Below are 24366 nucleotides of genomic sequence, written 5' to 3' on the forward strand. Positions count from 1 at the left end.
TAGTGTGTTAATGGAATTGGCAATGCTCAGCCAGTGTTTTTCCTTTCGTAAACATTCATAGAAAAAGAATAAGCATGGCCTTCATCTTTTTCATGAAATTCTGAACCCGTCAGTTCCCAGTCATCCTGGTTTACAAAGGGAAAAAATGCGTCGCCTTCAACTTCCGCGTGAACAATTGTTAAATACAGCCTTTGTGCGAGCGGCAGCATTTTCAAAAAAACAGAAGCGCCGCCCAATACAAATACGGCATCTTCCCCAGAAAGTAACGCCAGCGCGGAAGGAATATCTTTTGCGTATAATGTGGCAGGGTCGCCTGGCAGAGCAGTGTCAGAGGTAAGGATCACATTCTTATTATCTGAATGCAGTGCATCCGGCGCTTCAAAGCTTTTCCGGCCCATAATGAAGGATTTTCCTTGGGTTACTTTCCGAAAATGTTTCCATTCGTCGGGCAAATGCCAGGGCAGGCGATTTTCTTTTCCAATAACACGGTTTTCGCTCATTGCGGCGATCATGTAGAGTGCAGGCTGGTTAATCAAGGCAGTTAGGTTATGATGTTTTTTACAAAATGTAATTTAAAATAATGAGGCTAGGATGCTAATACTAATTTTCTGCCGATCAACCGCTCAAAGTTACCATTCATCCGATCCAAGCAATCTTTCTAGCCTAGTACCTTGCATCGCAAAGTACCTGTGTATACCTTTGTAATACCAGAAGGTAAAATCCTGTCTGTTAGCCATGAACTGTTACATTTAATAAACACATGAAACCACATGAATATTGAAAATGCCCAAGTGCAGATGCGGAAGGGAATCTTGGAATTCTGCATCCTGCACATCATATCCAGGGGCGAGGTTTACGCTTCGGATATGCTGGATGAGCTGACTTCTGCGCGAATAATGGTTGTAGAAGGAACGCTTTATCCACTCCTTACCAGGTTAAAAAATTCTGGCTGGCTGGATTATAAATGGGTGGAGTCCTCTTCGGGCCCGCCAAGAAAGTATTATGTTTTGACTGATGAGGGGAAAATATTCCTGGATGCAATGCAAGCCACCTGGTTTGAACTGGCGGAGTCTGTGCAAACTGTTATACACCGCACAGAGGAATTGAGCAAAACAGCTTCTTCCAATCTTCCTGAACCTAACTGATCATTTAGAGACATTCGATTATTACAATCATGAAAAAGACAATCAGCATTAATATAGGTGGCATTATCTTCCATATTGAGGAAGATGGTTACGAAAAACTCAAAGGTTATCTTTCTTCGATCCAGAAATATTTTTCTTCTTTTGCAGACAGCAAAGAGATTCTATCTGACATTGAAGGAAGGATTGCCGAGCGGTTTTTGAACAAACAAAAAGCAGAAGCAAAGCAGGTGATTTCGCTTTCTGACGTGGACGAACTCATTGCTGCAATGGGAACAGTGGCTGACTTTGAGGCCATTGAACAAGCAGAAGATATTCTTGCCGATCCATTGGAATCTGCTGCTTCTAAGGGTTATGCGCCAAAAGAAGAAACTTATTCCTCAACAACTGCCTCATCTTCTTCATCATATAGCGCTCCGAAAGCTGAGCCTTCGCCAACTTCTGCTCCACGGAAACTTTTCCGGGACTTGCGTCGCAAACTGATCGGTGGCGTTGCGGCCGGACTTGCAAATTACTTTACCATTGATCCGATTTGGGTCAGGCTTGCGTTCTTGTTCATGGTGATTGGATTACCGGCCGGTTCCGGGATGATGAACTTGGATATGGAGGATGAATTTGGCCCGCTTTCAGGCTTTATGGTGCTCGTTTACATTGCCATGTGGGTTGCATTTCCAGGTTCTACGACTTTGGAAGAAGATACAAAAATCAAGAAGTTCTATCGCGATCCGGACCGCAAAGTTGTGGGTGGCGTTGCAGCGGGTGTCGCTTCTTATTTTGGTGTAGATCTGGGCGTTGTAAGGTTTCTTTGGGTGTTATCCATCTTACTTTTCGGAACTGGTGTTTTGGTTTACATCATCCTTTGGGTCATTGCGCCGGTCGCAAACACGCTCACTGAAAAAATGGAAATGCAAGGCGAGCCGATTACATTATCCAACATTGAATCAAACATTAAACAAAGTCTGAATCTGGACGAGAGATCGGGCGAAGAGCATGGCATAACAAAAATTTTACTTTTCCCTTTTCGTGCCATTGCAGCCATTATAGGAGCGCTTGGTCGATTACTAAAAGGCCTCGGCCCGATATTGCGAATTTTAATTGGTGCTTCACTGATCGCAATGGCGGTCATAGCATTGCTTTCACTAGTCGTGGGCGGTGCGGTGGCTTTGGGTGTGACCAATTCGGTTCCCTTTGACAATCTGCCGATCCCGTTTCTGATTTTTCAGGAATTGCCTGATACGCTGATTTTGTCGGCTTTGCTAGCCTCGGCGATTCCATTCATTACTTTTCTTTTGCTGGGATTAACGCTTTTATCCAATAAAAAAGTGGTTGGCGGCACGGTTTGGCTCACTTTACTCGGGCTTTGGATCGTAGGGATTATCGGCAGCACAATCGGTGGAATATCTTACCAAAGGAATTTTGCAAGACGCGGAGAAGTGCTTCAATCAACATTCTACGCATTGCCGCAAGGCACATTGACGTTGGACCACAACTATACGGATGATGATGATAATGTGGACGTGCAGATCAGTCTGGAAGGTTACAACGCAGCAGACAGTGTTAAGTTGGACAAAAGACTGGTTTCACGCGGTGCAACGCGGGAAGATGCAGAGAAAAATGCGCTGGCTTTGACCTATAACATTGATGTCAAAGACTCGGTTTTTACTTTCAACGACGGTCCTGTGTTTGGAAAGGGTGGCCGTTTTCGCGATCAGCGCATTGATATCACGGTAAATTTGCCTTACAACAAGCCCTTCAACATGACCCGCGATTTTTATCATAATCTGACACACTGGGAAAGCAGACACCAGATGCTGAGACGCTATGATGTTGATAACAGCGAAATTGCCTGGGATCAATTGCGTTGGGTGGTGAAAAGCGACTCAGGATTGATTTGTATCAACTTGCCTGCGAAATTTATTTTGGCTGAGGAAAGCAACAGTGATGAGGATTCGGAAAGTTATAGTTTTGACATTAACGACGACGACAGCAACATTGAGCTTGGCGAGCGTGGAAATTACATCAAACAATTTCCGGTCGGCGAATTCAACAGAATCGATATTGGTGGCGCTTATTCAATCCTGGTGCGCCAGGGAACAACATTCAGTGTTTCGGCCGATAGCGAGAACCAGGAAGAAGTGGATGATTTGGAAGTGACGGTTGATGGGGGAACATTGCATGTGAAAAGGAATTCTGAATATTCTATTTTCGATTCGGACAAATGGAAACGCATTGGGTTGATCATTACGATGCCCCTGATCGACGGCGTGTCTCTTTCCGGAGCAAACAAAACGAGGCTGACGGGCTTCACAGGGCTTCGTAAACTGGATGTGGACATTTCCGGCGCTTCGCAAACTGAAATTGATGTGCAGACCGAGCAGCTTAGGGTTGGCGTGACAGGAGCTTCGAAGGCATTTTTGAAAGGCGGAGCCAAGTCGGCGAACATTGATGCAAGCGGTGCTTGTAAAATCGTCGCCACAGAAATGAACATTCAAAATGCTGATGTAGAAGCATCCGGCGCATCAAAAATAGAACTGGGCCGCATCCCGAATCTGACCAGAAATGCAAATGGAGCAAGCAGAATCAATGTGCAGGAATAAATCAGCGTCTGTGCAACTTTTTACACGCGCAAGACATCTTTTCAAAAATCATCTTATCAATTAATTCCATGAAAAAATTAACCGCATTCTCCCTTGCAGTCCTGATGACGCTTGTGTTTTCCGTGGCTGCTCATGCGCAGGAAACCAGAAATTTTAATTTATCAGGTTTCAGCAAGCTCGAAATGGGCAGTGCATTCAAGATTGAAGTGAAGCAAGGAAGCAAATACAGCATTTCAACCAGCGGCCGCAGCGAAGATCTGGACGATTTGGAAGCATCTGTTAAGGGCGATGCGCTGCATTTGGGATACAAAGGCAATAATTGGAATAAAAACAGAAAAACGGTGCTTGTCGACATCACCATGCCTTCCCTGGACGGCGTGGACTTTTCAGGTGCTTGCAAGGCCAATGTTGCCCATTTTACGGGTGTCAAAAATATGGACATTGAAGTTTCCGGCGCCTCACAGGTGAATATGGACTTTTCAGCGCCCAAGGTCAACTTCGATTTGTCAGGCGCTTCGTCGCTCATCCTGGTTGGACAAGGTGATATGTTGAGTGGTGAAGTTTCGGGTGCTTCTTCTTTTAAGGGAAGAGAGTTTTCTGCCAAAACGGTGAACATTGACGCGTCAGGAGCGAGCAGCGCGGCCGTGGTTGCCAGCAATGTCGTGCATGCAGAAGCCAGCGGGGCAAGCAGCATTCGTTACTCCGGCTCAGCGAAAGACATTCATTCGAGCACTTCGGGAGCGAGTTCGGTTAAGAGAGACTAGCATAACCATTCCTACATAAGTGAACAAAGAGCCGGCTTCTGTCGGCTTTTTTGTTTGTGTAACTTTTCAAAAAGCAACAAATCAGGTTAAGAGTAATATATTTACAGACTTTCCTTCTCTGTCATTCTTCAATTAGTGATCTATTCAAAAACTTTTATCTGAGGAAAATGAGAAGTGTGCGTTCCCCGAAATATGCTGTTATCAAGGCATTTATCCTGATTCTTTCATTTCTGACTGCGTGGGAAGCAGTTGCACAAAGCCGATCCGGAAAATACGTCAATCCCTTTGGCGTGATGAGCGTGACTGCGGGCGTGGGCGTGGCCTATTATATGGGCGATCTGAGCGATGGCATCAATATGAAGCATTTGGGATTAGGACCTTCCATTTCAGTCGGTGGCCTTTATCGGTTGACAGAGCATGTTAGCGCGCGCGGCGAATTGCGGTTTTATAAAGTTTCAGCTGACCAAAAATATTCCAAAAACGCGCAGAATAACCTTTCTTTCAAAACTTTCAATCCCGACATTAACCTGGGCATTCAGGCGGATTTGTATTCATTTAATAGCCACGCACGCATTAATCCTTATCTTTTTGGAGGCATAGGGTTTACATTATTAAATCCAAAAGCAAAAATCGACGGCGAATGGCACAGTCTGGCGCCATTGCGGACGGAAGGCATTAAATACAGCCGGTTACCATTGGTTTTTACAGCCGGAATTGGTGTTTCTGTCAAAACGACAGAGCGGTTAAGTCTGGGCTTGGAGCTTTGTAACAACTTTGTGAATTCTGATTATCTGGACGATGTAAGCACATTTTATCCCAATCCCGATCAACTGCCCAGCGACCTCGCCAGGCGACTTTCAGACCGTTCGCCCGAAATTGGCCTCGAACCTCGGCAGCCCGGCTGGAACCGCGGAAGTGCCAAAAGCAAAGACAGTTATTTATTCTTTCAATTACGTGGCACTTACCTGCTCGGTAACCGCCATCAAGCCAGGGAGCGCAAGAAAACCCGTTGTCCTAAATTTTAAAAAACCAATCCTTTATATGTTAAAGCCCAAACATCCGCATCAGTCGGAGGTTACCATGACCGAAATGGTGCTTCCCAATGACACCAATACATTGAATAATCTGATGGGAGGCAGGCTTTTACATTGGATGGACATCTGCGCCGCCATTGCTGCGCAGAAACATTCGAACCGCATTGTAGTAACGGCTTCCGTGGATAATGTGTCATTTACAGAGCCTATTAAGCTCGGTAACATTGTGACGATGCAGGCGAAAGTGACCCGCGCATTTAATTCTTCGATGGAAGTTTTTTTGGAAGTTTGGGCAGAAGATATTCCGGCTGGGCAGCGTGTGAGCACAAACCGCGCTTTTTACACATTCGTCGCCGTGGATCAAAACGGCCGCCCTATTGAGGTTCCACCGCTGGAACCAGAAACAACTGAAGAACATGAATTGTATCTGAGCGCACTTCGCCGCCGTCAATTGCGGCTCGTCTTGGCCGGTCGTATGAAACCTGCGGATGCGATCGAATTGAAAGCACTTTTTCAGGTTAATTAAGTCAGGCTTCCTGCTATATTTTTGGTATTTTTACGGCATAAATCCATTCAAGTTATGCCAAAAGAGATCATATTTTCAGATAAAGCGCCTGCTCCGATCGGACCTTACAGCCAGGCCGTCAAAATAAACGGAACCCTTTATGTTTCGGGTCAAATTGCAGCCGAGCTTGCCAAATCCGGTGACATTAAAGCCGAAACGGGCATTGTAATGCAAAACATCGGGCACATTCTCGGCGCCGCCAAATTGGGTTTCCAGAATGTGGTGAAGTCGACGATTTTTCTAAAAAATATGGACGACTTTGCGGCTGTGAATGAGATTTATGGCAGCTTTTTTACCAAAGAACCGCCTGCCCGCGAAACCGTGCAGGTTGCGCGTCTGCCTAAGGACGTGAATGTGGAAATATCCGTTGTTGCGGTCGAGTAGGACGCAAGAAATCATCCAGTAAAATTTAAGATATTATAATGAGTAATAAACCTGTCCGGGTAAGATTTGCCCCCAGCCCGACCGGCCCGCTGCACGCAGGCGGCGTTCGCACTGCTTTGTATAACTATTTGTTTGCACGCCAGCAGGGTGGCCAAATGTTGCTTCGCATTGAAGATACAGACCAGAACCGCTTCGTTCCCGGCGCGGAAGAATATGTTTTGGAAGCATTGCAATGGCTTGGAATCACCATTGACGAAGGCCCGCAGCAAGGCGGCCCACACGCGCCTTACCGCCAGTCGGAAAGAAAAGAAATGTATCGCGAATACGCAGAAAGGCTCGTTGCCGAAGGAAAAGCTTATTATGCCTTCGATACAGCCGAAGAGTTGGATGCGATGAGAAAACGGCTGGAAGCCGCCAAAGTTGCTGCGGCACAATACAATGCAATCACACGGATGGAAATGACGAATTCATTGACATTGTCTGCGGAAGAAACCAAATCCAGACTTGATAGCGGCGAAGCGTATGTGATCCGGATGAAGATCATGCCCAAGGAAGACATTCGTTTCAATGACCTCATTCGCGGCTGGGTTGTGGTGCATTCATCGCAAATTGATGATAAGGTGCTTTTGAAATCCGACGGCATGCCCACTTACCATTTGGCCAACATTGTGGATGATCATTTGATGGGCATTACGCACGTGATCCGCGGTGAAGAATGGCTTCCATCGGCTCCATTGCACGTTTTGCTTTACAGATATTTAGGCTGGGAAAGCACCATGCCGCAATTCGCGCACCTTCCACTTTTGTTAAAACCAGATGGAAACGGTAAGTTATCCAAGCGGGACGCAGATCTCGGAGGCTTCCCGATCTTCCCCCTCGAATGGACCGATCCGAACACGGGCGACAAAGCAAGAGGATTCAGAGAAGAAGGTTATTTCGCGGATGCAACGGCCAATTTTCTCGCCTTACTAGGCTGGAATGCAGGAACCGAGCAGGAGCTTTTCAATATGGAAGAGCTGATCGCCGCATTCAGCTTTGACCGCGTGCATAAGGCCGGAGCTAGATTCGACATTCAGAAAGCAAATTGGTTCAACCAGCAATATCTCAAAAACCTGGACGATGCAACGCTTATCGAGCAAGCAAAACCACTCTTTAAGGCAGCGCAAATTGAAGTTTCGGATCAGCAGGTTTCACAGATTGTGTTTTTATTAAAAGATAGAGTGCATTTTGTAAAGGAAATTGTCAGTGAATCTGTCTTTTTGTTTAACGCTCCCGAATCTTACGATCAGGAAGTGGTTTTGAAAAAATGGGATGAACAAGCAGTTAATGCAATCTCCGGTTTCAAAGATGCGCTAGCAACATTTGAGGGGGATTTTACTGCCGATCACATTAAAGCGAAACTGGCGGAAACAATGGAATCGCTTGGTATAAAAATGGGTAAAATCATGCAGGCATTACGCCTTGCATTAACAGGCGAAGGCCATGGCCCGGACCTGATGGTGATCATGGAAATCCTGGGCAAAGATGAAGCAGTGACAAGGCTTGAAAACGCCTTAACCCGCTTACCAGCGCAAATTCGCCTGGCATAATTGTGATATAACCGTTGGAATTAAACTGACTTGAAAAGAGTAATCGGTTCCATAATTTAGTAATCATTCGAAATGACCGCTTTGCGGCGAGACACATGGCTAAGAAGAAACCAAACGATACGACCAAACCAGCTGCGGAAAAGCCCCGGGTTCACAAAGACCTGGATGGTTTTGATATTCAAATCAATTCATTTGGTGAGATCACCACGAGCTTTGATATGGACCGTATCAATGAATTTTTGAACAAAAATGTGGATGACAAAAAGCTCCGCGACCGGGAGGACATTCCTGGCCGGAAGACCCGCAAAAAGAAGAAGACCAGTGAGGAAGAGGAGGAGGAAGAAGAGTAGCAAGTGGTCATTGCAGTTCAGCTTACTATCAAATTAAACCTTTTACGCAAAGATGATCTCTCACGAAATCGATTACAAAATTATTGGCGACGATATCCAGGTCGTAGAAATTGAGCTGGATCCAAACGAAACCGTGATTGCAGAAGCAGGCGCAATGCTGTTCATGGAAGACGGCATTCAGTTTGAAACCAAAATGGGCGACGGGTCGGAAGCGAACCAGAGCATTATGGGCAAGATTTTCCAGGCAGGAACGCGGTTAATCACCGGAGAATCGCTCTTCATGACTCACTTTACAAATAGAGGCTATGGCAAGAAAAAAGTCGCTTTTGCAGCGCCTTACCCGGGGACCGTAATGCCGATTGATCTTTCCAAAATATACGGAAATGAGCTGATCGTCCAGAAAGATGGCTTCCTATGCGCTGCAATGGGAACGAGCATGAAAATTCATTTCAACCAGCGTTTTGGCTCCGGCTTATTTGGTGGCGAAGGTTTTATATTACAAAAAATCAAAGGCGATGGAATGGCGTTCGTGCATGCGGGCGGCGTGGTGATCGAGCGACAGTTGAATAACGAATCCATTCGCATAGACACAGGCTGTGTAGTTGCTTTTGAACAATCGCTAAGCTTCGACATTCAGCGTTCCGGTGGTTTAAAATCAATGGTCTTTGGCGGAGAAGGAATGTTCCTGGCCACATTGCGCGGAACCGGGCGTTGCTGGATCCAGTCGATGCCGATTTCTAAATTGATTCAGCGCCTGGCCGTGATGGGGCCTAATTCAGGAAAAGAAAGCGGTTCGGTTATTGGTGGTTTGGGGAGATTATTTGAAGACTGATACTTCCGCCGCCGGGCGGCCAAAGTGTACATTCTAAGGCAAGCGCGAAAGTGCTTGCTTTTTTTTATTTCACAATATAAAGACCTTCGCCGGTTCCCAGCCACATTTCGCCATTAGGGCTTTCAGCAAAGACGAATATTCCGCTTGTGCCTGATTTTTTGAATTTCCATTCTTTGCCATTGAAAATGCCATATTCCTTGTCGGCGCCGGAAAAGGATGCCCAAAGATTTCCGTTTTTATCCGAGTAAATCGATTGGGTGCTGTAAATCACCGATTGTTCATCAGGCAAGCTAACAATTTGCGCTTTGCTGCCATTGAACTTGAAAATCTGTGGCCTTCCGGCGATCATTAAACTCGACAAGCCATAATCAATGGACGCGACCAGTTCATTGTTTGTGTTGACGGCAATGTTTCCGAAATAATAAGGTTTAAAGCCTAACTCTTTTGATCCAACAACTGAAATGATGTCATCGGGGCCTATTTTGGCAAGGGAGCCGTCATCAGCGCCATCATTAAGCGCCACCCAAACCTGATTGGACTGGTCAACTTTAATGTCTTGTATTAAATTTCCTGGCAGTTTGGAATTGGCCGGAGTGAAGGTTTTGAATATTGATCCGTCATATTTCACCAATCCGCCTGATTGAAAACTGCTGCAAGAAAACCAAACGTCATCATTGGCATCGATTGCAATGGACCGGACTGAGTTTTTGGGAAGGCCAAATGCACTGGCTTCAAATCTCGTGAATTTTGATCCGTTGTATTTGATCAGATCATTGCTGCCGATCCAAACATTACCAGCCTTATCAACTTCAATGTCCATAATAGCGGCCTTTGTGATGATGGAATTGGACGAATCGAAAATTTTGGCCGTTACACCATCGAATTTGATCAATCCCTGACTCAGCGTTCCGAGCCAGGCATTGCCTCTTTTGTCAAACGCAATGCTGGTGATGAAAAAATCTTTTAACGCAATATCTGAAAGCACACGGCCGTCGGGAGTGACATCCGAGGAATCCTTTTTGCAAGAGCTTAACAAAATCATCAGTGCGAAAATCAATGCAGAGCTTCTCATGAGGATCAGGGTTTGGTTTGTTTTCAGAATTGACACCAATTTTCAAGAAATCGTTGGAAATGATTGATTGTCATTGTGTTAATCGATGACAACCATTTTCTGCGTGCTAGCGCCGGTTTCTGTAACGATGCGCAATATGTAAATGCCAGCTGGCAATGAATGGATCGGGCGAATGGCTAACAAACCAATGATTTCGCGATCCGAGATAAAGATGGGATGCTCGCGTCCGGCTACATCGAAAAGAGCGAATTGTGGAGCGAAGCCTGTTTCATTTGTTTGAATATAGAATGCTTGTCTGGTCACGGGATTAGGGAAGGTAATAAGTCTTGGCACCGCGCCAGGTTCGAGAATGGTCACAATGGGCGAATAGGAGAAGCGACCATCCACGTATTCCATTCTCACGCGATAAAATATCGTTTTTGCATCGGTTTGGGTGTCCGTGTAAGCATACAAGCCTGAGCTTCTTCCATTATCAGGAACGTTGTATTGTTCCAAATCTGTGTAATTCTCGCCATCTGTTGTTTTTTCCAAAATCAGAAGGTGCATGCCCGGACTTGCGGATGTTAACCAGTTCAGGTTAATGCTTTGATTTGTTTTAACCGCATAAATTGAGTTTACAATCTGTACAGACCTGTAAGCGGAATTGACATAAAATAATGTAGAAAAGCTTCCTGCAAGATTAGGCGATGTTCCCGCGAGGCGAATGCTGTAATTTCCGTCCGCAAGATTAACTGGAAGGTTGATAAGCAAAGGATTTTCACTTCCTATGCCCACAGTGTCTACGAACTTTTCGTTTTCATCAAATAATTCTGCTCGCAAGGAAAGTCCTTCTTCGCTCGTGCCGAGGATTTTGTAACCCATGTAAAAAGATGCACCGGGAAAAGCGGTGGAAGGCGTTACGCCTGTGTGGATCGAGTTGGCAGGCTGTAAAGGGATAATTTTCTTAAAAAGAGAGTCAGTCAATGCGCGGTTCCAGGCTGTGGCAGCCAATGTCAGTCCCTGAATGCCGCCCGAGACATTTTCAAAATGCTCTGAAACGGGGCGTGGAATTTGGATCGTATCCAGATTTGGGCCGGGGAATGTGTTGAAGCCTTTTAATGAGGACAGCCTGTTTTGTGCATTGATGATTGGCAAATAGGGCTCTTTAATAATGTTGCTGGCCGAGTTTTTGGCAATGATCCAGGGCACATTGTAACCTGCGTCGGCTCGCGCATTTGTGATTAAAGTTTGAATGTTGGTAAAGTAACCCTGCTCTGTGAATTTCAACTGCGCATCATTTTCACCATGCGACCAAAGCACCGCTCTAATGCCGAGCCACGAATTCATGTGGCGAATTGTGTTAACAATGTTGGAGTAAGGCTGTCTGTTTGGCCAAGATTTGCCAACATAAGGATTAAAAGCATCCTTCCCAGAAGCCGCATCACGGTAACTTTCCGAATTAGCCGCAGCCCAAGCTGCATTGAAAAAAAGAATGGGCGTTTTCAGTCTTTTCGACAGCATATCACCCAATTCTCCCCAATACCAGGCCGTTTCACCGGAAGGAAAAATGAAATTATCTTTTGACAAAACATCAAATGAAGGTTTCGGCATGGGCGCATTCGGCGCAACAGTGATGTTATCTGCATTCAATGCTTTATTCACGGCATTCATGGAAATCACCTGATCAGAAGCACTTTTCGCTCCTAACCCAGGCAAGCCCATTGCATTGGAGTTTCCCGCTACAAGAAAGACTTCTCCTACGCCAAGCCTAGCCACCGAAACAGAATCAATGCCGCCATTACGCTTGATGGCGGAGATTTCGAGGCGATACCAGCCCGTTTCTGCTTTAATCAATGCGGTTAGAAATCCCTGACGGATCTGCTCCTCGTCAAAGGTCCAGGTTTTGACTTTATGCACATTGCCTTCAATGGGCGTGAGGCGTCCTTCAATGCTTGCATAAGGTTGAAAAGCATAACCAGTTATAGCAATTTGAGCTGATCCTGCCGTGTCGCGCTGGACGATCTGATTCGTGGTGGGCGTGGTTAAAGTTATTTGCGCATTTGCAGAACAGGCCAACATTAGCAATAGTGCCGCAAAAAGAAAGCCAACAATTGCTGTGAAGCTTTTGAATAAAACAATGCAATGTGTTCGTAGCGTCTTTGGCATAAACCTAATTTGAAAACCCGACTGAATGTTCAATTTAACTTTAATTACGCTGTTGCGGCTATCCTTATTGCATAAAAAAAGAGCCGGTCCAAAAACTGAACCGGCTCTTAGCAAACATATTCTAAGTCTTAATTGTAACCTGGGTTCTGAGGAGTCAAGCCAGGGTTGTTTTTCATTTCCTGGATTCCCAACGGGAACAGCAAGTGTTTTTCCTGCAATGCAACACCAGATCCAACATTCAGGTTAAGGTGACCTACGAAATTGTCAAATCCTTTTGTTTTTTCATTAAACACTTTACGCAACCGAACCATGTCAAACCAGGTAATGCCTTCGTAGCAGAATTCATACCAGCGCTCGCGCCATACCGCCTCACGGAAAGAAGCCTGCGTGAATGTAGCCATTGCCGGCGTAGTCAGCTGAGCACGGTCGCGGATTCTTTTGTAAGCCGCGTAAGCTTCCGCAGTTGGTCCGCCCAGTTCGTTTTGTGCTTCTGCATATATCAAAAGTACTTCGGCGTAACGGATCAGGTTTACGTTCAGGTTGTTGTTACGGGTAGGGGTGATGCCCGGTCCGCCCAATGCAGCCTGGTTGAAATGCTTGAATACATAAGGTGCACCCAGATCAAATTTCGCACCATTTCCATTCGTATAGTAAGTCGTGTAGAACCAGCCTTCCTGATCTTTCTTGCGCAAATCTTTGTCATCAAAAGAATTGTAGAAAGAAGGTGTCGGGATCGTACTTCCTGTTCCACCCGGGCCTGAATAAGTTACAGCCTTGAAGTTAGGGAAGTAGTCATTCAACGGGAAAGCTGCCACGGACACGTTATACTGAATTTGCAGCAAATGTTCCAGACGGTTTTTAAGTGATTCTGTATGAATCTCTTTGTAAGTAGGGAACAGGTTTACAGTCGTAGGATTGGCTTTTGAATAAGTAATTACTTCAAAAGCTTTGTCAGCAGCAAGCTTGTAGTGGCTCGCACCTTTGCTCAACGGGAACCCGGCCATTGTCAGATACACTTTTGACAACAATGCTTTGGTAGCAATTTGGGTAGCACGACCGCTGGATTCGAAAACCGGGAGACCCGCAGCCTCAGCAGCCTGCAAATCTTCTACGATCAGCTTGTAAACTTCTTCCTGAGAAGCTCTTTTTGAAAAGAAGTCTTCCGATGTAGCCGTTTGTGGTTTTGTTACCAATGGCACATCGCCCCAAAGTCTTACTGCATAGAAATAAGCCCACGCTCTCAGAAAACGAGCTTCGCCAATCAATTTGGTTTTTTGAGCTTCTGTTGCAGGCGCCAGGAATGGGATCGTCGGGATCTTCTCGATTGCCAGGTTGGCATTGGCGATCATCCGGTATAATCCGTTCCACCAGTTTACAATGTGTCCCGTGTTACCATCGTAAGTCAGGGAGTACAAGTTGTTCAAGTCAGAATTCTGACCAGTTTCAGTTGTAGCGGTGCCTGTTACTGCTTCCAGCAATTGCCAGTTGGCAGAGAAAATACCCGCGCCGTCACCGTAGAAGCGCATGCCTGCATAAGTTGCAGCCACTGCCGCCTCGGCGTGATCCGGAATGGTGTAATAGCTTTCCGGCGTAAGGTTGGAAGGATCTTGCTCATCCAGGAAGTCCGAGCAACTGGTTGGGCCTAGTAAGATAGCGCCGCACAGGATTGCTGTACCTATATTTCTTAATTTATTTAGCTTCATGTCAAGTTTCTATTTTCAATAAAATTTAATATCCTGTTCTTAGAATGCGATCTGCAAGCCAGCCATGAATGTGGTTGGTTTTGGATATCCGTGCCAGATCATACCTTGTGAAAAGACGTTGTCAGAATCACCACCACGAATTGGTGTAGCTTCTGGGTCGCCCAGTTTGTAAGGCGAAAGCAGGAAGAAGTTCTGAGCAGATACGTACAATCTCAATTTGCTCAGCTTAATTCTGCTAACTACTTCCGAAGGTACATTGTAACCCAGCAACAAGTTTCTTCCGCGAAGGAACGATCCGTCAAAAATCCAGTGCGTATCCACGTTCGTTACATAACCCGCACGAGTTTCGCGGATCTCAGCAATTTGTGAATTCTGGTTTTCTGGAGTCCATGCGCCCAACACTGTTTTATAGCTGTTTGCGATAGATACGCGGTCTTCACTTGCGTGCAAGTTCATATCCATTACATCGTTTCCGTAAGAGAACTGCATATCAAATGTCAGGTCAAAACCTCCGTAACGAACGGTGTTCGACAATGTTCCCCAGCCCTTTGGACTACCATTACCGATAATGGTACGGTCAGCATCTGTGATTGCTCCGTCGTTATTGAAATCTTTGTATTTGATATCACCAGGCAACATTGTAAGGTTGTTACGATAGCTGGTGAATTTCGCAGCCTGATCTCTTTCAGCTTCGCTCCATGTTCCCAGACGGGTAAGTCCCCAGAATGCACCTGCCGGCTCACCGATACGGATCACGCTGGTTTGGTTGGTAATACCAGGTCCGCCCACTCCGAAAATGTCAGATGGTGTAGCCAGTGACAACACTTTGCTTTTGTTGAACGAGATATTGAAGTTCGTGTTCCAGCTAAAGTTTGCTCTTTCGATGTTGGTCGTGTTCAAAGAAAACTCAAACCCTTTGTTTTCCATTGAACCGATGTTCTTCCGGATTACAGCATAACCGCTGGTACGTGGAACTGGTGCATCCAGAAGCATGTCCGTGGTTTTTCTGTAATAGTAATCTGCTTCAAGAGAAATTCTGCCTTTCAGGAAGCTAACTTCAACACCTGCGTCAGTTTGTGCTGTTTTTTCCCATTTCAAATCAGGGTTTGCAAGTCTGTTGATACCTGTACCATTCACGCGGGTATCAGTATAAATCGTCGCGTAGTTGGCGCTCAGCAATGACAATGATGAGTACGGAGGAATTTCCGAGTTACCAGTCAAACCGTAGCTTGTACGCACCTTCAGGTTGGAGATCAGCGTTTGCGATTTCAGGAATTCTTCGTCAGATACTTTCCACGCCAATGCAGCAGATGGGAAGAATGCAAACTTATGGTTTTCACCGAATTTCGAAGAACCGTCAGCACGACCTGTGAATGTAAGCAGGTATTTTTCTTTCAGGGTATAGTTCAAACGACCGAAGTAAGAGTTGAATGCAAACCGTGAAGCACCGGAACCAACGCTTGGTAGGGTTGCACCAGCACCAAGGTTATTGAAGTTAAAATAATCAGTAGAGAAGTTACGAACGCTCGCACCAGTTGTCGCAATGTTCGTTTCCTGCCAAGAAATACCCGCCAAAGCAGTCAAAGCGTGAATGCCGCCGAAAGTTTTGTTGTAAGTCAGGTAGTTTTCAAATGACCAGAATGTTTCTTTACGGCTTGCTTTGCCAGCTGTACCAAATTCACTGATCGCCAATGTACGTGTCTGTGACTCATTATATTCCTGAGAAAGTACGTTCACACCCAATACCGAACGGAATTCAAGTCCAGGAGCAAGGTTCAGGTTTGCGTAAAGGCTACCCAAAGTAGTTTGCGTATTCTGGTTGTATTTACGGCCATTCAAACGGTGTACCGAGCTGAAAGAGCCTTCGGCCTGCGGATAGTCACGGTTGTTGGCATAAGTTCCGTCAGGATATTTCACAGGAAGGAATGGGAAGTCTTCCACCATCTGGCGTGGAACCGCATCGTTGATATCGACAAGGTTTTCAGCCTGGTTGTTGTAGCTCAATGTACCACCGATACGCATCCATTTTTTCACCTGATCGTCAATCGTCAAACGTGTTGCATAACGTTTCATGTATGATGTTTTGATCAAACCCTGATCATCACGATAGTTTAGAGACAACGAGTAAGTGGTTTTATTTGTACCACCGCTGAAACCCAGCTGATGGTTTTGTCCCACTTTATTCTGGGTCGACTCTTTCCACCAGTCGGTGTCGTAGTTAGGAATGAAGTTACCTTGTGCGTCAACGCTGAACACATCAGGGTGAGCAGCATTCAAAGCGGCGCGGCGAACTTTTGGATCTTGCGGCGCATACTTGCCCGATGCCCAGCCAGCTGGGTCATACTTCTTGATGTTGGCATATGCCAGATCTTCCACAGCAAGATATTCTTTCGCATTCAATGTCTCGGCGCGTTGCGGACCGGTGAATGGAACAGAAAGATCAAGGCTGTAAGTGATCGTACTTTCACCTGCTTTTCCTTTTTTGGTGGTGATCAAAATAACACCATTCGCACCTCTCGCACCGTAAATGGCAGTTGAAGAAGCATCTTTCAAAACCTCCACTGAAACGATATCATTTGGGTTGATATAGTCAATGGCCTGGCTTTGCTGGTTTTGGTTACCTTGCGGAAGCATTACTCCATCCACCACGTAAAGCGGGTTATTGGATGAGTTAATGGAGCTGAATCCGCGGATACGGATGTTTGCGCGGCCACCCGGACGACCCGAGTTAACGTTTACCTGCACCCCGGAAATTTTTCCCTGCAAAGCTTGATTCAGTGACGGAGAAGGACGCTCTTTCAATTGATCTTCTTTCACGGAACCCACAGAACCCGTCAAGTCGGATTTCTTAGCGGTACCGTAACCGATCACGACCACTTCGCTCAATGCTTTTGAGTCAGAAACCAATGCAAGGTCAAGTGTAGTGCGGTTGCCCACTTCAACTTCCTGGCCAATGTAGCCCACAAAGCTGAAAACCAGTGTAGCGCCGCTTTCCGGAACCACGAGGCTGTAATTTCCAGAACCGTCGGTTGTAGTACCCGTACTGGTTCCTTTCACCACCACGTTCACACCCGGCAATCCCTCGCCGTTATCTTTATCTGTTACTTTTCCTTTAAGTGTTTTATCAACTTTGATCGAAGCGATGGTTCCAGCGGCAATGTTTGGATTGGCACTTGCCAGCAATGGGCTCGAAAGAGCGGGGAGTAGAAATAAGGCATTCCGGATATTCCGTATCCGGAACACCCATTGATTAGTATCGGTATTTTTCATGTAGGTAATTTGGTTAAACGTTTTTCATATAATCTGAGCAATGGATAATGTTTTCAATTAGAATTTAAGCAACCGGGTGTTCTGTTCTTCATAAATTAGTAGTTTAAATGGTGAGGACTTTGATTATTGCATATGTATTAAATTATGGTAATTATTTAATTAATTCAATTGTTGCACAATGCATAATTTTGGCTTTGACGGTTTCAGTGTCATTAGGGTATCGCTGGTTACTCAATTTGGATTTGCAAACGCGACAACAGTTAATTTAAAAGTAGGGGGTGTCAGAGTGTAAAGTTCTGAGTTTTCTTACGTGACTTTCTGTTTGTTGAAAATGTGCATTACATAAGCCATTCAACCGGGGATTTTTAAAAGTCTTAAAAACACGTTGCAATATTATAATAATTAACAATAAATTTCGAATAACGATAAGATAAAAAATTGAATAATCTGTGCAAACGTTTGCACAAATCGACTCATTTTTAACCAATTTTGACTCGAAATCAATTAGTTAACCGCTCGTTTACATAAAAAAAGCCCTGCTACTTTTCAGTTTGTAACCGATCAGTAACAAGGCAAATATTTAATTTAAAACCACTAAACCAGATCCACAGTGCGTCCGGTTTTCACGGATTCGTCGCAAGCGAACGCAATTTGTAAGCTTGTCACCGCATCCTGCAAGTGATCAGTCAAGTCAAAATCATCATTGATCGCATTGAGGAAATAACGTTGCTCACGGTTGCAAAGCTCCTGATGATCCGGCTCGTCTTCCAGGTTGATCCACGAATCTTCTTTAACAAATTCATCTTTATCATTCAAATCCGCATAATGCACCCGAATGGATTCAGTCTTCGTATGCGCTTCAACTGAAGAAGATTTTCCCGTTCCGCCCGCATCTTTGGCGACAATAGAAGCACTTCCTTTCGGTCCGATCACGTCTTTTACAAAAAATGCCGTTTCACTGATCATTGGTCCCCAACCTGCTTCATACCAGCCCACAGAACCATCCTCAAACCAAATTTGCAGCTGACCGTAATTGTAATTTCCAGCAGGAATGTCCTCCGTCAACCGCGCACCGATCGCATTCACACGAAGCGGTTTTGAACGCGTCATTTGACACATTACATCTATATAATGCACACCACAATCCACAATCGGGCTCAGACTTTTCATCAGATTCCGGTGAACTCCCCACATATATCCGTGGCTTTGCTGGTTCAGGTTCATGCGCATAACCAATGGCTTACCCAGGTTTTGCGCTTCAGCCACAAAACGTTCCCAAGATGGGTGAACGCGAAGAATGTAGCCCACAACCACTTTTTTGCCAGCCGTTTTCGCAGCTTCCACAACGCGCTTGGCACCTTCAACTGAGTCAGCAAGTGGTTTTTCAATGAAAACGTGCGCGCCATGTTCCAATGCTTTTACAGCAAAATCCTCATGCGTGTCCGGGTAAGTAGAAATGCAGACCGCATCCGGTTTTGTTTCCTTCAAAGCAGTGTCATAATCGCTGAAAAGCGCATAACCGCCACCCAGTTTTTCATTCAAAACTTCTTTGCTTTTGCCGGTTGAAACGATCCCGCAGATCTCAAAACCGTCCAAAGAATGATATGCAAATGCATGGGAAGCGCCCATGTTGCCACAACCGACTACGAGTACGCGAAGTGGACTTCCATTTTCGAAAGATGACATAGTAATGTTAAATGTTAATGATCCAGGTTAGCAGGAATAGGTAATTTAGTAACAACACAAAGTGCCAATTTGTGTCAAAAATAGGCATTAAAATCCGTTTTTGCGGTTGGAGTCCTTGTTTTGACTTTTGAAATGTCCGTAAAAATCAGATATTGACAGGCTTAGCGCACTTTATCCATAAATTATAACCTTATGCAGTTGCAGGCGCTAATTTTATGTTAAAATCCGTATATTATTGATTAAAACCAGAAATGTTTACGGATAACTGATCAATTAACTTTGACAAAAAATCAGATCTCTCATACCTAATTATAACCAATATATGAACAAGGAATCTTGGCAGGGCGTATTTCCGGCGTTGTTAACGCCTTTCAAATCAGACGACAGCATTGATTTTGATCTTTTCCGCAAAAATCTGGAAGTGCAGATCGAAGCCGGCGTAACCGGCGCTATCGTTTCCGGCTCACTGGGCGAAGCAAGCACATTGACAAAAGCTGAAAAAGTGGAGCTTGTTAAATATGCCAAAAGCATCGTCGCGCAGGATTTCCCGATCGTGGTCTGCATTGCCGAGCAATCGACTGCGGAAGCGGTAAGCCTTGCCAAAGAAGCCGAAGCTGCGGGTGCAGACGGTCTGATGGTGTTGCCTCCGATGCGTTACAAAGCAGACGATCATGAAACGGTTGTTTATTTTAAAACCATCGCGCAAAGCACTTCCTTGCCATTGATGATTTACAACAATCCGGTGGATTATAAAATCGAGGTGACGTTGCAAATGTTCGAGCAGCTTGCCGAGATTCCGAATGTGCACGCCATCAAAGAATCGACACGTGATGTAAGCAATGTTACCCGCCTTTACAACCGTTTCGGCGACCGTTTCAAAGTGTTCTGCGGTGTGGATACATTGATTATGGAAGAAGTAATGTTAGGTTGTGACGGCGTTGTGGGTGGTTTGGTTGATGCATTCCCAAAAGAAACCGTTGCGATTTTCAATTTGGTAAAAGCAGGTTTATATAAAGAAGCCTTGGCCGTTTACCGTTGGTATCTGCCCTTGCTTGAACTGGACATTCATCCAAAGCTGGTTCAAAACATCAAGCTTGCTGCTACAAAAGCAGGCATAGGATCTGAATTTGTTCGTGCGCCAAGACTAGTTCTGGAAGGCGCAGAGCGTGAAAGAGTGCTTGCAATTATTGATGAAGCCATTGCTTCTCAGCCTGCATTGCCAGATTATTTGAATTTGTCTTCGGAAGTTTCTGTTGCATAACATTGTCGCATGACGTAATCCGGCTTTACTTTAAAGCTGGATTAGCATTCATTTTGCGACTTTTACAAACAGAAATTATCCTAACCAACCATGACAACTTCAAAAGAACAACTGGAAGCCATATTGCAAAAGTCTCTTGAAGCTTTTGTAACTATAAAAAAACATTCAATCCAAAAGCGTGTTGCGCTGATGCGGACCATTGCGGATGAAATCGAAGCCATTGGTCCTGAACTCATTGCAACAGCCAAAGCAGAATCCAACCTGCCCGAAGCACGCTTAACCGGCGAAAAAGCCCGGACGATTTTCCAATGGAGAAGCTATGCCGAAGCACTTGAAAAAGGCGCCCCGCTGGACGCGAGCATCGACACAGCAAATGCCGAAAGAACGCCTCCCAAGCCAGATATCCGCAAAACAAGCATTGCATTAGGGCCCGTTGCCGTTTTCGGCGCAAGCAATTTCCCATTCGCATTCTCAACAGCAGGAGGCGACACAGCCAGTGCCATTGCGGCAGGCTGCCCGGTTGTGGTGAAAGCGCATCCGGGACATCCCGAAACTTCTCAGATTATGGCCGACGCCATCAGTCGCGCGGTTGCTAAAAGCAATTTCCCGGAAGGCACTTTTTCACATGTTTATTTTGAAACCAATGAAGAGTCGCAGTTCCTGGTAAGCCATCCGATTATTAAGGCGGTTGGTTTTACAGGTTCTTACCGCGCTGGGACTGCATTGGCTGAAATTTCAGCAAAAAGGCCCGAGCCAATTCCTGTTTTTGCCGAAATGGGCAGTGTTAACCCTGTTTTTTTATTGCCAAATAAATTAGAAGCTTCTGCTGCTGAATTGGCGAAGCAATATGCTGGCTCGCTAACATTAGGTGTAGGACAATTTTGCACCAATCCCGGCATCATCATCGCCATTGAAAGTCCTGCATTAGAAACATTTGAAAATGCATTAGAAGAGGAAATTATAAAAATTGCCCCTTCACATATGCTGCACGCAGGCATTGCGGAAAGCTATGAGAAAGGTCGCCAAAAGTTAACCACACAACCCGGTGTTGAAATCCTTGCTGTCACTGAAACAGAAGTTTTGGAAGGACAAGGCGGCGCGACGGTTGCCACGGTGAATGCGCAAACATTCCTGAACAATGATGAATTACAGGAAGAAGTTTTCGGTCCTTTTGCATTGATTATCAAATGTGAGAACATAGATGAAGTGATTTCGGTCGGTGGAAAACTGCACGGACAACTTACAGCCACATTGCTCGCAAGCAGCAAAGATCTCGCCGAAAATGAAGAATTGGTGGGATTGGTAACCGACAAGTGTGGCCGTATCTTGTTCAACAACTTCCCGACGGGCGTAGAAGTTTGCAAGTCCATGCACCATGGCGGACCATTCCCATCGTCGAGCAACGTCCAGTTTACTTCGGTTGGTTCGGACGCGATCAAGCGTTTTGTGCGGCCGATGAGCTTCCAGAACTGGCCGGACGAATTTTTACCAGAGGAATTGAAAAATGCCAACCCGCTTGGAATATGGCGGACGGTTAATAATGAGTTAACGAAGGACCAGACTTGGTAAGTCTTCAAGACTTACCAAGTCTATCTCAAACCAAAGGACGCAGTCTAATAGCGACCAGACTTGGAAAGTCTTTTTAGACTTTCCAAGTCTCTTCAACCAAACCCAATGAGAAAAACGTTTTTCTGCATCGACGCGCACACTTGCGGGAATCCCGTTCGTGTGGTGGCCGGTGGCGGCCCGCTTTTGCAGGGCAATAGCATGATGGAGCGCAGGCTTCACTTTTTGAAAGAATTTGACTGGATCAGAAAGGGATTAATGTTCGAGCCGCGCGGGCACGACATGATGAGCGGAAGCATTTTGTATCCGCCCGTCGATCCCGCAAACGACATTGGCGTGCTCTACATTGAAACCAGCGGCTGCCTTCCGATGTGCGGGCACGGAACCATTGGAACTGTCACCATTGCGATCCAGGAAGGTTTGGTAACACCAAAAGTACCCGGCAAGCTGCGTCTTGAGACGCCTGCCGGTTTGGTTTTGGTCGAATATGTGCAGGAAGGTAAAAGGGTGAAATCTGTTAAATTGATCAATATTAAATCATTTTTAGCAGCTGAAAACCTGGAAGTGGAATGTCCTGAACTGGGCACATTGAAAGTGGATGTTTCTTACGGCGGCAACTTTTACGCCATTGTTGATCCGCAGGAAAATTTCGAAGGAATCGAACATTACACCGCGGATCAGCTTATCAGTTGGAGCCGCGTTTGCCGTCAGCGGATGAATGAAAAATACAAATTCGTCCATCCCGAAAACGAGCATATCAACGGGTTAAGCCATTTCTTATGGGCCGGAGCTGTTTTGGACGAGACTTCGACTGCCCGTAATGCGGTTTTCTATGGCGATAAAGCCATTGACAGATCGCCCTGCGGAACCGGAACTTCGGCTCGGATGGCGCAATGGCACGCGAAAGGAAAGCTGAAAAAAGGTGATAAATTCATTCACGAAAGCATTATCGGTTCTAAATTCACCGGAACCGTTGAGGACGAAGTGACGATAAGAGACAAGCCGGCCATCATTCCAGGCATCGAAGGCTGGGCGGTGGTGACGGGTTACAATACAATTATTATCGACGACGAGGAAGATCCATACGCATTTGGATTTCAGGTGATTTAGGGAGTTTTTACAAAATATGAACGTGACGAACAAGGGAAAAGCCACCATCATAGGCGGCGGGATTATGGGGTTGACATCGGCTTATTATTTGCTTAAGAGCGGATGGCAAGTGACGTTGATTGATAAAGGCGATTTGTCGGACAATTGCTCGCAGGGCAATGCTGGAATGATCGTTCCAAGTCATTTTATTCCGCTGGCGGCTCCCGGCATGATTTCCAAAGGCATCAAATGGATGTTCGACAGCCGAAGTCCTTTTTATGTAAAACCTTCGCTGGACTGGGGACTGGTTTCCTGGGGTTTAAAATTCATGAAAAGCGCCACGCCCGCGAATGTGGAACGTGCAGCGCCTTATCTCCGTGATTATCATTTGCTTAGCAAGCAACTTTATGAGGATCTGGCCAAAGAAGAAGGTTTCGATTTTGGTCTGGAAGAAAAAGGCATTCTCATGCTTTACAAAACGGAGAAAGCCGGAGAAGAAGAAATTCACGTTGCCAAAGACGGTCAGAAACTGGGTCTGGACATTGAAATGCTTACCAAGGAACAAGTCCAGGCCATTGAACCAAACATTAAGCTGGACGTCATAGGCGCAGTGCATTATCATTGCGACGCCCATTTGTATCCAACTGCATTGTTTACGCAACTTTTGAAATACATTAAATCAAAAGGCGCAGAACTGATTTTGAATGCGAAAGTGAAAGGTTTTGATATTAAAAATGGTGAAATAAAAGGCGTTCAAACTGAAAGCAAAACCATTGAGGGCGACCTCGTCATCATGACTGGCGGAACCTGGCTTCCCGAGCTTTCCAAGCTGGCCGGATTATCCATTCCTGTCATGCCCGGAAAAGGTTACTCATTCATGGAGCCTAATTCAGAGCACAAAATCGAGCATCCCGCATTGCTAATCGAAGCCCGCGTTGCAGTTACGCCGATGAACGGAAAAGTCCGATTCGGCGGCACGATGGAGCTAGCAGCTGTGAACGACAACATTAATATGAACCGCGTGGAAGGCATTGTGAACTCCATCCCGCAATATTATCCCGAACTGAATGTAGCGGTTCCGGCCAAAGATCGCATCTGGTATGGTTTCAGGCCGTGCTCGCCGGATGGCTTGCCTTATCTGGGTTACAGCAAAAAACTGAAAAATCTGATCGTTGCAGGTGGCCACGGCATGATGGGCATCAGCCTCGGACCTGCCACGGGCAAGATGGTGGCGGAGCTGGCCAACGAGTCTGTATTGTCGGCGGACATCAAACTTTACAATCTCGAAAGATATAATTAACCCGGAATGATCCGGGT

19 protein-coding genes are annotated in these 24366 nt (G+C 45.7%); 13 read left to right on the forward strand and 6 right to left on the reverse strand.

Features of this window, described 5'->3' with window-relative positions; genetic code table 11:
- Positions 1-26 precede the first annotated feature (26 nt).
- The gene (locus LZG73_RS19430) at positions 27-536 is read right to left on the reverse strand and encodes a dihydrofolate reductase (RefSeq protein WP_233853660.1); all 510 of its coding nucleotides are present in this window, start codon (positions 534-536) and stop codon (positions 27-29) included.
- 234 nt (positions 537-770) lie between these two features.
- Here LZG73_RS19430 and LZG73_RS19435 point away from each other — a divergent pair, with 234 nt between their 5' ends.
- The 9 genes from LZG73_RS19435 to LZG73_RS19475 all read left to right on the forward strand — a co-directional run bounded on the left by LZG73_RS19435 (position 771) and on the right by LZG73_RS19475 (position 9257).
- Positions 771-1145 (forward strand): PadR family transcriptional regulator, encoded by a 375-nt coding sequence (locus LZG73_RS19435; RefSeq protein WP_026631159.1) that lies wholly within the window; start codon positions 771-773, stop codon positions 1143-1145.
- A 29-nt stretch (positions 1146-1174) separates the two neighbouring features.
- A complete protein-coding gene (locus LZG73_RS19440) occupies positions 1175-3739 on the forward strand; it encodes a PspC domain-containing protein (RefSeq protein ID WP_233853662.1) in 2565 nt (854 codons plus the stop codon).
- A 68-nt stretch (positions 3740-3807) separates the two neighbouring features.
- Positions 3808-4503, forward strand: coding sequence for a head GIN domain-containing protein (locus LZG73_RS19445; protein WP_233853663.1), 696 nt, complete (start codon positions 3808-3810; stop codon positions 4501-4503).
- A gap of 167 nt (positions 4504-4670) precedes the next feature.
- Positions 4671-5528 carry an outer membrane beta-barrel protein gene (locus LZG73_RS19450; protein ID WP_233853664.1) on the forward strand — a complete coding sequence of 286 codons (858 nt, stop codon included), beginning with the start codon at positions 4671-4673 and terminating at the stop codon, positions 5526-5528.
- Between the two features lie 16 nt (positions 5529-5544).
- Positions 5545-6063 (forward strand): acyl-CoA thioesterase, encoded by a 519-nt coding sequence (locus LZG73_RS19455; RefSeq protein ID WP_233853665.1) that lies wholly within the window; start codon positions 5545-5547, stop codon positions 6061-6063.
- A 54-nt stretch (positions 6064-6117) separates the two neighbouring features.
- Complete coding sequence (locus LZG73_RS19460; RefSeq protein WP_233853669.1) at positions 6118-6486, forward strand: Rid family detoxifying hydrolase; 369 nt, start codon at positions 6118-6120, stop codon at positions 6484-6486.
- 38 nt (positions 6487-6524) lie between these two features.
- Positions 6525-8075, forward strand: a complete 1551-nt coding sequence (gltX, locus tag LZG73_RS19465) for a glutamate--tRNA ligase (RefSeq protein ID WP_233853671.1) — start codon at positions 6525-6527, stop codon at positions 8073-8075.
- A gap of 95 nt (positions 8076-8170) precedes the next feature.
- Positions 8171-8425 carry a hypothetical protein gene (locus LZG73_RS19470; RefSeq protein WP_233853673.1) on the forward strand — a complete coding sequence of 85 codons (255 nt, stop codon included), beginning with the start codon at positions 8171-8173 and terminating at the stop codon, positions 8423-8425.
- A 52-nt stretch (positions 8426-8477) separates the two neighbouring features.
- Positions 8478-9257: a TIGR00266 family protein gene (locus LZG73_RS19475; RefSeq protein WP_233853675.1), complete on the forward strand. Its 780-nt coding sequence runs from the start codon at positions 8478-8480 to the stop codon at positions 9255-9257.
- Between the two features lie 64 nt (positions 9258-9321).
- Here the strand turns inward: LZG73_RS19475 and LZG73_RS19480 are convergent, their stop codons facing one another.
- The 5 genes from LZG73_RS19480 to LZG73_RS19500 form a co-directional block, all read right to left on the reverse strand.
- Complete coding sequence (locus LZG73_RS19480) at positions 9322-10329, reverse strand: two-component regulator propeller domain-containing protein (RefSeq protein WP_233853677.1); 1008 nt, start codon at positions 10327-10329, stop codon at positions 9322-9324.
- A 78-nt stretch (positions 10330-10407) separates the two neighbouring features.
- Positions 10408-12474, reverse strand: coding sequence for a sialate O-acetylesterase (locus LZG73_RS19485; RefSeq protein WP_233853685.1), 2067 nt, complete (start codon positions 12472-12474; stop codon positions 10408-10410).
- 128 nt (positions 12475-12602) lie between these two features.
- A complete protein-coding gene (locus tag LZG73_RS19490) occupies positions 12603-14177 on the reverse strand; it encodes a RagB/SusD family nutrient uptake outer membrane protein (RefSeq protein ID WP_233853694.1) in 1575 nt (524 codons plus the stop codon).
- 39 nt (positions 14178-14216) lie between these two features.
- A complete protein-coding gene (locus LZG73_RS19495; protein ID WP_233853696.1) occupies positions 14217-17447 on the reverse strand; it encodes a TonB-dependent receptor in 3231 nt (1076 codons plus the stop codon).
- 594 nt (positions 17448-18041) lie between these two features.
- The gene (locus LZG73_RS19500) at positions 18042-19133 is read right to left on the reverse strand and encodes a Gfo/Idh/MocA family protein (RefSeq protein ID WP_233853699.1); all 1092 of its coding nucleotides are present in this window, start codon (positions 19131-19133) and stop codon (positions 18042-18044) included.
- A gap of 322 nt (positions 19134-19455) precedes the next feature.
- On the opposite strand from LZG73_RS19500, the gene LZG73_RS19505 reads away from it, so the two are divergent.
- The 4 genes from LZG73_RS19505 to LZG73_RS19520 all read left to right on the forward strand — a co-directional run bounded on the left by LZG73_RS19505 (position 19456) and on the right by LZG73_RS19520 (position 24349).
- A complete protein-coding gene (locus LZG73_RS19505; RefSeq protein ID WP_233853700.1) occupies positions 19456-20394 on the forward strand; it encodes a dihydrodipicolinate synthase family protein in 939 nt (312 codons plus the stop codon).
- A 90-nt stretch (positions 20395-20484) separates the two neighbouring features.
- Positions 20485-21963: an aldehyde dehydrogenase (NADP(+)) gene (locus LZG73_RS19510; RefSeq protein WP_233853702.1), complete on the forward strand. Its 1479-nt coding sequence runs from the start codon at positions 20485-20487 to the stop codon at positions 21961-21963.
- 105 nt (positions 21964-22068) lie between these two features.
- Entirely contained in the window at positions 22069-23070 is a 1002-nt protein-coding gene (locus tag LZG73_RS19515; protein WP_233853704.1) for a 4-hydroxyproline epimerase, read from the forward strand.
- A gap of 16 nt (positions 23071-23086) precedes the next feature.
- Complete coding sequence (locus LZG73_RS19520; RefSeq protein ID WP_233853706.1) at positions 23087-24349, forward strand: FAD-binding oxidoreductase; 1263 nt, start codon at positions 23087-23089, stop codon at positions 24347-24349.
- Positions 24350-24366 lie beyond the last annotated feature (17 nt).

The organism is Dyadobacter sp. CY326, from assembly GCF_021390515.1.
Taxonomy (GTDB): Bacteria; Bacteroidota; Bacteroidia; order Cytophagales; family Spirosomataceae; genus Dyadobacter.